We start from the raw sequence: 9,563 nt of genomic DNA on the forward strand, positions 1-9,563 counted from the left end.
GAGGGAGACGCGGGCTGCGGGGGAAGCGGTGGTTGCCATGACCATCACGCTAGGCGCTGCACGGCGGCCGGGGCTTCTCGATTCCTGACCGGTCTCACCGCGTCGGCGGGACTCCGGTTCGCGGGCGTCGGGGGCCGGGTGCCGGGTGCCGGGGGCCGGGCGTCGGGCGGCGGGGTGTGCATTGCGGAGGCGCGGTGCCGCGGAGGGGGCGCGGCGGGTGACGGGCTGTGTGATCATGGTTGGGGTGCCGCTGCGGGGAGCAGTGGGGTGAGGAAGGAACGGTTCCAACCTCGGTGCGGCCACGAGCTGGTGACGGCGTGTGACGGTGGCGTGGTCCCCCGGGCCGGTCCGAGTCTTGGCGTCGGACGCCGCGTCCCTTCCTGATCCGGCGGTCCGACAGCCGTGTTCGGCTCGGTGCGACGCGCCCGGGGTGCGCCGTCCGCCCAAAGAAGCGATCTTGTGGGTCGATCCCTCTTGCAGCCACTATGCCTGATGTACTACAACTGTAGTCCTAAGCGCGGCGACCGCCGCCGACAGGGACGGGGACACTCTTGCGATTCAGCACCATCGGCACCGCACTGCTCACCGACGACACCGCCGCGAGCAGCCGGTTCTACATCGACCACTTCGGCTTCAAGCTGGTGGTCGACCTGGGCTGGTACGTCAGCCTGCACCACGACGAGCACCCCCACTACGTGATCGACCTCGTGCAGCGCGGCCACGCGTCGATGCCCGAGGGCTTCCGCGCCCAGGAGACCGGCGGGCTGTGCCTGGCGTTCGTGGTCGAGGACGCCACGGCCGAGGAGGCCGCGATGCGCGAGGCGGGGGTGGGGATCGCCGAGCCGCTGCGCGACGAGCCGTGGGGGCAGCGCCGGTTCAACGTGTGGAGCCCGGAGGGCGTCCTCGTCGAGGTCCTCCAGAGTATCGACCCCGACCCGGAGTGGGTCGCCACGCAGATCGCCGCCCAGGCCTCGTAACGGCCACCTCGGGGCGCCCGGCTCCCGGCCCGGCGCCCCGCCCCGGCGCCAGGGGGTGCCGTGCGGCGTCCCGACTGCGCTGCCGGTGCCGGGCGGTGGTGGTGCTAGGCCGACGGGCTCAACGCGGACGCTGGACCTCCCGGACACGGCCACCGCCGGGCCGAGCGGCAGCGGCTCGCGCAGCGGAGGGCGGGGAGGCCGCGTTCCTGCAGCCGGTCCGTGAGTTCGCTCAGGAAGCGGGACCTGCCCACACCTGCCTCACCCTCGACCCGGAGGACGGCCGGTCCCCGTTCGAGGGCCGCCAGGGCGGTGTGCGGCTCGTCCTGCCGGCCGACGAACGCGAATCCGAACCGGTCGGAGCGGATGCTGTCCGAGGGGGTCGTCCTGCTGCACTACTTCTCTGTCCCGCCGAGTCCCGTCGACTCTGCCGACTCCTGCCGAGTCCCGCCGACCCGGGAGCGCCGCACCGACCGCGGCGGAGCGGCACCGGTAGCCGGCCTGGCCGGCGGGCCTGCTCCGATTCCACGCCAGCCGCTCCGCCCCGGCGGGGCTGTACGGCGGTGGAGGGCGGCGCGGCACCGGCCGGTCGGGGAGCGGCGCCAGGCGGCGGTAGCCCCGTGGTCGGGGTTCCGGTCAGCGGGGCAGGCCGGCGGAGTCCAGCAGGGCGTGCAGACGCGCGGCGGGGAGTCCGGGGTTGGCCGCGGCACCTTGCGCTGTCGCCGGGTCCTGGAGGAGTCCGTCCAGGGCGTCCCGGCGGATGAGGGGGTTGGCTGCGGCGGTCCGGCGGACGAGTTCGTCCGGGTCGGTCAGCTGCTGCAGGGGGGCCTGCCCGGTCGGATCGGCGGCCGCCAGTGCCCGGACCTCGGGGTCCGGGTGGTCGAGGAGGTGGGCCAGGCCGGTCCGCGGGAGCGTGGGCCCCGTCAGCAGGTGGGGGCGTTGCTGTGGGCGGGCGACGAAGGCCGCGAGGACGGTTTCGGCCGGGGCCAGCGGGTGCCAGGAGGCCAGCCGGTGGCGCACCTCGTCGTCCGGGTCGGCGGCCAGCCGCGCCACCAGGTCGGCGGGCAGGGCGGTGCACTTGGCGGCAGCCCTCCGCAGCACTGCTTCCTCGGACACCGCGCAGGCCCGGTACCAGGCCAGGTCCGGCTCCTCGTAGGGCTCCAGGATCGGGCAGAGGCATTCGACGGGGCCCTCGCCCATCTCATGGTCGACGGCCTCGCACTGCGCCCGGGTACGCGGCAGCGGCTGCACCCGGGCCCGGGTGCGCACCTGCTCGTCGGGGTCCGCGGCGAGTTCCGCCCACACCACGGGAGTGAGATCGGCCCGGGCGGCAACGCGTCTGCGGACCCTGGGGTCCGCGTCGCGGGCCAGCCGGGCGACGGCGTCGGCAGGCGTGTAGGGGTTGCCGGCGATCGACCACCGGCACTCCGGATCGGCGAGGCTCGCCGCGACGACGGAGTCCGACAGTGCGCGGTTGTTGAGGATGTCCCAGCGGCGGTGGCCGATGTCGGGGAGTTCGGCCTCCATCGCCGCCGGGTCCTCCTCCCGCACGTGGAGCTCGGCGAGGGCCCGGATCCTCGGGTGGGGGTCCGACAGCAGCGCCTCCCGCTGCTCGGGGGTGAGCCGGTGCCACAGCTGCACCGAGCGGGTCCGCAGCGCGGGGTGCTCGTGCCCGATCGTCCGGTACCAGAAGGAGCGGGGTACCTGGAGGGAGGACAGCAGCTCCGACGCGATCTCGTCGGCCGTCAGCACCTCGGGCTCGCCACCGTTCTCGGCGGTCAGCAGGGCGATGACGACGTCTTCGGGCAACGGCACGGGCCGGCGCGGGCTCGGCCGGGGTCCCTGGGCGAGGGTCGCACGGACCAGGCTGTGGCGATCGCCGACCAACCGGCCGCGCTGGGCCGGCGGGACGTGGGGGTTGCGGGCGAACGACCGGCGGACCTTCACCTCCGGGTGCGCGACCACCGCGTCCATGACCTCGTGGGGAAGGGGACGCTCCTCGCACAGGATCCGGCGGGCCTCCCCGGCGGCCGGATCCAGCAGCCGCAGCAGGACGTCGGCCGGGGCTCCCGTGTTGGCCGCGACGCCGCGCAGCCACAGGTCGGCGAGGACGGACGGTGGAGTGATCATCCGGTCATCATGTCAGTTGTGGCCGGTCGGTGGCCGACTGGCAGCCCGCCGCCAACTGCGCCGCCCCACCCCGGGGAATTCCGGTGTCCGTTGCCTCCGATCCCCTCGGGTGGTCCGGTCCGGGCAGGGCCTCGTGGCAACTCGCCGACTGTCTGCGTCAACAGGCTTTCCACGAGGCCCTGCCCGGATTCCTCCTACGCTCCCGCCGCCGCCGAGTGCGGCAGTTGCTGCGACGTGCCGGACCAGCCGGCGCGGAACAGGTCGGTGCGCCCGCCGCTCCGGGCGCCCGGGGACTCCGAGTCCGCCGTGGCCTCGACGGGACCGGGTCCGTGGACGGTGATCTCGAAGTCCCGGTGCGACTTGGCGTCCAGGGCCAGCGGCAGACGAATGCGCCCGGCCGCGACCATGCGGCGCACCGCCGTGCGGCTGAGCCCGAGCCCCAGCATGAGCAGCCGCTCCACGCGCACCGGCGCGGGCAGCTCGAAGCCGACCAGGACCCGCATTGGTGCCGGGTCGTCGAGGGCGTGGAGTGGCGTGCGATTCTCCAGCCGCCAGGTACCCGTCCAGTCGAGGCGGTACCCGCACGCCGTGGCGAGCGACGCACTCATCGTCAGCTCCCGGACCACGGCCGGGTCATTGGTCTCGTACGCCACCAGGCGGGCGGGCTCCAGCGACGAGACGTGGACGCGTTCGTGGACGGGCACCTTCGAGGTTCGGTCGCACGAGGCGCAGCTCAGGAGCAGCCAGACGTCGAGGAGCTTGCCGCTGGCGTTGACGCGGATCTTGCCCGAGGGGCGGTGGCGGGTGCCGGAGCAGTCCGGGCACGGCCGGACGACGGTGGGCAGGGCGGACTGGCGCACGGCCCACAGGGCCTTGCGGTCGCTATGCATGAATGTGGTTGCTTTCAGGATTCGGCAGGGGCGCGCGCAGAACGGGCTGCGGCCCCTGGGACAGGACGGATGCACCCGAGGGCGCGGGTCATCGCCTCGGAGCCGGGTGGGCAGGCTCGGAGGTCGACCGCGCGACGGGTCGTTCGTTGCTACGTGGCAGCCGTTACTTGTCCATGCGGCGATCATCATCGAGGCCGCAGCTCGCCGACAACTCATTTTCCGCCGGGCGCGCGGTCGGCGAGCGACCCCGGGCCGGCGGCGGCAGGAGCGCCGGCGGGGTGCTAGAAACTCCTCGTGGACGATCACCCCGAGCCTTCGACCCTGCGCGTCTTCGTGGCGCTGGCTCCGCCCGACGACGCCAAGGAGGAGCTGGCCCGGGCGCTGGAGCCCGCCTACGCGGCATACCCGCGCCTGCGGTGGAACCGGATCGAGGACTGGCACATCACCTTGGCGTTCCTCGGTGAACTGCCGGTCACGGCCGTACCGTTGCTGCGCACGGCGCTGGCCGGTACGGCGGCGTCGCGCTCCGCCCTGAGCCTGGGCCTGCGCGGCGGCGGGCACTTCGACGACCGGCTGCTGTGGAGCGGGATCGACGGGGACGTCGAGGGCCTGCACCTGCTCGCCGACGATGTGCGGGACGTGGTGAGGTCGTGCGGGATCGACTTCAGGGAGCGTCCGCTGCGGCCCCATCTGACCCTGGCACGGGCGCGCCGCGACGATTCCACCAGCGTGCCGCAGGCCGCCGCCGGGCTCGCCGGGTTCGTGGGCCGGCGGTGGCCGACCGAGCGCCTCCACCTGGTCGGCAGCAACATCGGCCGGGGCCCGGGGCCGATCCACTACCGCGACATCGAGGCGTGGACGTTCGGCACCGCCGTCCGGGCCGGGGGCGACAGCGCCCCGGCCGAGTCGTAGCCGGTCGGCGGGCCGGGCCGGGCGGCCGCTGATCGGCCCGCCCGCGGCGAAAACCCGGATGCGGGTGGGCGCACCGCAGCCCTAGGCTCGCTGCGCCCGTGCGAGCGCGCGGCGCTGTGCTCGACCGTCAGTGAATCGGAGATGTACGGGGAATGACCGTTCAACTGTTCGCGATCTGCTTCAACGCCACCCGGCCGTCGGACCTGGCGCAGTTCTGGTCGGGGGTCCTGGGCTGGGCGCCGGCCGATGGGCCGGACGGCGACGCGGCGATCGTGCCCCCGGACGGCGGCGGGTACCGCATCCGGTTCCTGCCGAGCCAGGAGCCGAAGACCGGCCAGAACCAGGCGCACTTCGACCTCACGAGCACCTCCCCGGAGGACCAGCAGCAGACCGTGGCCAGGGCGCTGGAACTCGGCGGGAAGCACATCGACGTGGGCCAGACCCCGGAGGACGGGCATGTGGTGCTCGCCGATCCGGACGGCAACGAGTTCTGCGTCATCGAGGCGGGCAACAAGTTCCTCGCCGACACCGGCGTCATCGGCGCAGTGGCCTGCGACGGTACGCAGGAGGTCGGCTACTTCTGGAGCGAGGCGCTGGGGTGGCCGCTGGTCTGGGACCAGGACCAGGAGACTGCGATCCAGTCGCCGAACGGCGGCACGAAGATCACCTGGGGTGGTCCTCCCGTGGCGCCCAAGACGGGCACGAACCGGCTGTTCTTCGAGCTGGCGCTCCCCGCCGGCGCCGACCGGGAGGCCGAGGTCGACCGCCTCGTCTCACTCGGCGCGACGCGCACCGGCACCGACAGCGGCACCGGAGCCGACGACGGCGTGCTGATGCTCGACCCCGACGGCAACGAGTTCTCCGTGCAGAAGTCCCGGTAGCGGGGCGCAAGGGGTTGAGTCTCCAGTGACTGGAGGCAGCAGGGTGGGGGACATGGACGGCACGACGACCCTCTACTCGATCGGGGAGCTCTCCCGGCGGACCGGCTTGCCCGTGAGGACCATCCGGTTCTACTCCGACGCGGGGGTGTTGGAGCCGACCACCCGAAGCCCCGCGGGCTACCGGCTCTACGACCCCGATGCACTGCACCGCCTGGCACTCCTGCGCACCCTGCGCGAGCTGGGCATGGACCTGGCGACGATCCGACGGGTGCTGGACCGTGAGCTCGCGGTGGCGGACGTCGCCGCGGCGCACGCCGACGCCCTGGACGTCCGGATCCGGGCGCTCCAGTTGCAGCGGAGCGTTCTGCGGGTCGTGGCCGGACGCGGGTCCGACCCCGAGGAGATCCCACTCATGCACAGGCTCAGCCAGTTGTCCGGCGAGGAGCGCCGGCGTCTGATCGACGACTTCGTGGAGCGTACCTTCGGCCCGGCGGACGCCGGCCCGGCGGCGGTGGCCATGGTGCGCGCCGCCACGCCCGACCTGCCCGACGATCCGTCGGTCGAGCAGGTCGCCGCGTGGGTGGAACTCGCCGAGCTGGTCGGCGACGAGGACTTCTGCGCCGTGCTGCGCCGGACGGCCGGTGTGCAGGCCGCGGGGCGCCCGCTCGACGTCGAGCGCGAGGCGGGTGCGGAACTGGCGGAGTTCACCCGTCGGCGCGTGGCCGACGCCATGGCATCCGGGACCGATCCGCTCGACGGCAGCGCCGCAGCCCTCGTCGACGACCTGGTGCGCCGGTTCGCCGAGGTGTTCGGGCGCTCGCCCGATCCCGCGTTCCGGGCGTGGTTGGCCCGACGGTTCGAAGAGGGGCACGACCCCCGGGTGGACCGGTACTGGCGGCTGGTGTGGATCGTCAACGGCTGGCAGGTCGTACCGGGCCTGCTCCCGCCGTACCCCTGGCTCGTTCGGGCCCTGCGCAACGACGGCGCCGCGTAGTCGCTGCGCCGGACAGGGTGCTTGAACGGCTCCGCGGGCTCTCGCAGACGCCCTCACACCCGGTGCCTGCCGGGGCCCGCACCGTCGGCCTTGAGGCCCGAGCCCGAGCCGGAGTCGAATCCGGAGCCGGAGGCGGCGGGCTGGTCGGGCAGAGCCACGGTGCTGCTGACCCGCTCGCCCAGCTTGAGCATGCCGTTCATGACCGGGCTGCGGGACAGCAGGGCGTTGCGCAGGCGGATGCCGGTGGCGGTGCGGGGGGCGAGGAACTTCCCGACCCGGCCGCCGCCCGCCTGGCAGCGCTGGGCGTACTTCCGGAGCCGGGCCTCGTACCGGGTGAAGGCCGTCCGGTGGTCGCCCCCGGCCCGGGCGAGTTCGGCGGCCAGGACATAGGCGGCGACGACCGCGGTTCCGGTGCCCATGCCGCCGATGGTGGCCCCGCAGGCGGCATCGCCGACGAGGCAGACCCGCCCGGTGGACCAGGTGTCGACGTCCGCCCGGCTGATCGAGTCGAAGTACAGGTCGGACGCCTGGGGGAGGGAGGCGAGCAGGCGGGGTACCTCCCAGCCGAGACCGGCGAAGGCGTCGGCGATCAACTCCTTCTGCTGCGCGGGGTCGTGGCGGTCGTACGGCAGCCCGGGGGCGGCGAACACGAGGAAGGCTCCGGCTCGTGCCGGGTCCCGGTGGTCGGCGCCGACGGCGGCGAGCCGCCCCGGTGCGTTGTAGCCGATCGAGCCCTTCCCGAGCCCCGGGTAGGTGTGGTCGGGCAACCGCCACGTGGCGGCGTAGTAGCCGAGGTGGCTGACGTAGTCCTCCTCCGGGCCGAAGGCGAGGCGGCGGACGTTGGAGTGCAGGCCGTCCGCTCCGATCACGAGGTCGAAGTCGCGTACGACGCCGCTGCGGAAGCCGACCCGCACGCCGGTCGGAGTCTCGTGGAGGGCGGTGATCGAGTCGCCGAAGACGTACTCGGTGCAGGGGGCGCTGTGCTCGTACAGCACCCGGGCCAGGTCGCCGCGGAGGACCTCGATCTCGCCGCCGGCGAACTCCGCGGGCAGCCGCAGTAGCGTGCGGCCGGTTTCGTCGACGAAGCGCATCGGGCTGCCACCGGTCCGCAGGGCGCGCAGGGCGGGGAGCAGGCCCATGCGTTCCAGGACGGTCAGGTGGGTCTCGCCGCGGAAGTCGACGGCCTGGCCGCCCTCGCGCAGGGCCGGGGAGATCTCGACGACGGTGGGCCGGAAGCCGTGGCGGCCCAACCAGTAGGCCAGCGCCGGGCCGGCGATGCTCGCGCCGGAGATGAGCACGTTCCTGTTCACTGGGTCCCTCCCTGAAACTGTGTCCAGAGGACACTGTTAATGACTGTGTACCTTAGACACAGTTGGATTCCCCGGCAAGACAGGGCGGAGTGGAAGCGTGGGCGACGAGCACGCCGAGGTGGTGCGACTGCTGTGGGGACCGCACCCCAAGCCCGCCCGCGGCCCCAGGCCGACCCTCGACCTGGACCGCATCGCACGCGCCGGCATCGAGATCGCCGACCGCGACGGGCTGGCCGACGTCTCCATGCAGCGGGTCGCCGAACAGCTGGGCGTCACCAAGATGGCGCTCTACCGGTACGTGCCAGGCAAGGCCGAACTGGTCGCGCTGATGGTCGAAACCGCGATCGGCCCCTGCCCGGCCGCACAACAGGCGCACCGCGGCTGGCGGGAACAGCTGGAGGACTGGGCGCGCCGACTGCTCGCCGTCTTCCACCGCCACCCCTGGGCGCTGGAGGCCACCCTCGGACCGCGCGTCACGGGGCCCGGCGAACTGTCCTGGCTGGAACGTGCCGTCTCCGCACTGGACGGCACCGGGTTGACCGGCGCGGAGCGGATGGACGCCGCCGCCCTGCTGGTCGGTCACGTGCGCGGCATCACCCAGCAGGCCCGGGCCGCCGGTGCCGGGGGCGACCCCGAGGCCCAGCTCGGCGCCATCCTCGGCGACCTGATGCAGCAGCACGGCGAACGCTTCGCCGCACTCACCGCGGCCCTCGCCTCGGCAGCACGCACCGGCGGGCAGGACCAGGCGTGGGAGTTCGGCCTCCAGCGCATCCTGGACGGCCTGGCCGTCCTCATCGAGCAGCGGGCCGCCACGTACTGACGCCCCGGGGGAGGTGGAACGCCGCGCGCTGCGCGCCGCGATCCCGGCCGTCCGCGCGGGCAGTCGGTCGGCTGGCCGGGCCCTGTCGGCGTCGATCCCTGTCCGGCCGACTGCTCGAAGGACAGGCCGACGCCCTGCCCGGCTACCGGCTGACCTGGATCGAGATCACCGACCCCGAGGTGATCGCCGCCAGCGGCACCGACCGCCACCCGCTGGTCGTCGCCTCCACCGACGAGGGCGACGCCGTCGAGGGCGGCGTGTTCACGATCACCGACGCCGAACTCGCCACAGCCGACGACTACGAGGTCGACGACTACGCCAGGACCGCGGTCGTCCTGCGGTCGGGCACGAAGGCCTGGGCCCTACCTCGGCTCCTGACCGCCCGCCGGCGCCGCCCACGGGGCCGGTGTCCGACCGGGCCGCGGTCACGGTGCCGGACCCGCCGACGCAACCGCCTGAACGCGCGCACCCCTACCCGCACGTACCCGCCCACGGCCGGGGCCCCGCCCACGGCCGGGGCCCCGCCCACGGCGAGTCCGGCGCCCCGGTGTCGCTGACGGCGCCGCGCGAGACCGAACCGTCGGACGCGAAGCCGGCCCGCGCCGCCGGGTAGTCCGTCACCACCACGGCCCGACGGCCCGACGGCGAGATG

General features: G+C 73.9%; 9 protein-coding genes. 6 read left to right on the plus strand and 3 right to left on the minus strand.

Translation table 11 applies throughout. The features are described from left to right. Positions 1 to 551: 551 nt before the first annotated feature. On the plus strand, positions 552 to 977 hold the full coding sequence (locus ACWGB8_RS36415; protein ID WP_452217957.1) for a VOC family protein: 426 nt from the start codon (positions 552 to 554) through the stop codon (positions 975 to 977). 633 nt (positions 978 to 1,610) lie between these two features. Here ACWGB8_RS36415 and ACWGB8_RS36420 read toward each other — a convergent pair. Both ACWGB8_RS36420 and ACWGB8_RS36425 read right to left on the minus strand, forming a co-directional pair. Further along, positions 1,611 to 3,104: a hypothetical protein gene (locus tag ACWGB8_RS36420; RefSeq protein ID WP_452217958.1), complete on the minus strand. Its 1,494-nt coding sequence runs from the start codon at positions 3,102 to 3,104 to the stop codon at positions 1,611 to 1,613. A 194-nt stretch (positions 3,105 to 3,298) separates the two neighbouring features. Next, a complete protein-coding gene (locus ACWGB8_RS36425) occupies positions 3,299 to 3,994 on the minus strand; it encodes a DUF1062 domain-containing protein (RefSeq protein WP_452217959.1) in 696 nt (231 codons plus the stop codon). Positions 3,995 to 4,288: 294 nt separating this feature from the next. On the opposite strand from ACWGB8_RS36425, the gene thpR reads away from it, so the two are divergent. From thpR to ACWGB8_RS36440, 3 genes are all read left to right on the plus strand, one after another. After that, on the plus strand, positions 4,289 to 4,906 hold the full coding sequence (thpR, locus tag ACWGB8_RS36430; protein WP_452217960.1) for an RNA 2',3'-cyclic phosphodiesterase: 618 nt from the start codon (positions 4,289 to 4,291) through the stop codon (positions 4,904 to 4,906). A 152-nt stretch (positions 4,907 to 5,058) separates the two neighbouring features. Then, positions 5,059 to 5,787: a VOC family protein gene (locus ACWGB8_RS36435; protein WP_452217961.1), complete on the plus strand. Its 729-nt coding sequence runs from the start codon at positions 5,059 to 5,061 to the stop codon at positions 5,785 to 5,787. 52 nt (positions 5,788 to 5,839) lie between these two features. Beyond that, positions 5,840 to 6,781, plus strand: a complete 942-nt coding sequence (locus ACWGB8_RS36440) for a MerR family transcriptional regulator (RefSeq protein ID WP_452217962.1) — start codon at positions 5,840 to 5,842, stop codon at positions 6,779 to 6,781. A gap of 53 nt (positions 6,782 to 6,834) precedes the next feature. On the opposite strand, the gene ACWGB8_RS36445 is transcribed toward ACWGB8_RS36440, so the two are convergent. Then, a complete protein-coding gene (locus ACWGB8_RS36445; RefSeq protein WP_452217963.1) occupies positions 6,835 to 8,091 on the minus strand; it encodes an FAD-dependent monooxygenase in 1,257 nt (418 codons plus the stop codon). A gap of 97 nt (positions 8,092 to 8,188) precedes the next feature. Between ACWGB8_RS36445 and ACWGB8_RS36450 the strand changes: the two genes are divergently transcribed. Next, complete coding sequence (locus tag ACWGB8_RS36450; RefSeq protein WP_452217964.1) at positions 8,189 to 8,911, plus strand: TetR/AcrR family transcriptional regulator; 723 nt, start codon at positions 8,189 to 8,191, stop codon at positions 8,909 to 8,911. Then, the gene (locus tag ACWGB8_RS36455) at positions 8,839 to 9,468 is read left to right on the plus strand and encodes a gamma-glutamylcyclotransferase family protein (RefSeq protein ID WP_452217965.1); all 630 of its coding nucleotides are present in this window, start codon (positions 8,839 to 8,841) and stop codon (positions 9,466 to 9,468) included. Before ACWGB8_RS36450 ends, ACWGB8_RS36455 begins: the two co-directional genes overlap by 73 nt. The last annotated feature ends 95 nt before the right edge of the window (positions 9,469 to 9,563 follow it).

The sequence above is a fragment of the Kitasatospora sp. NPDC054939 genome (assembly GCF_053610105.1).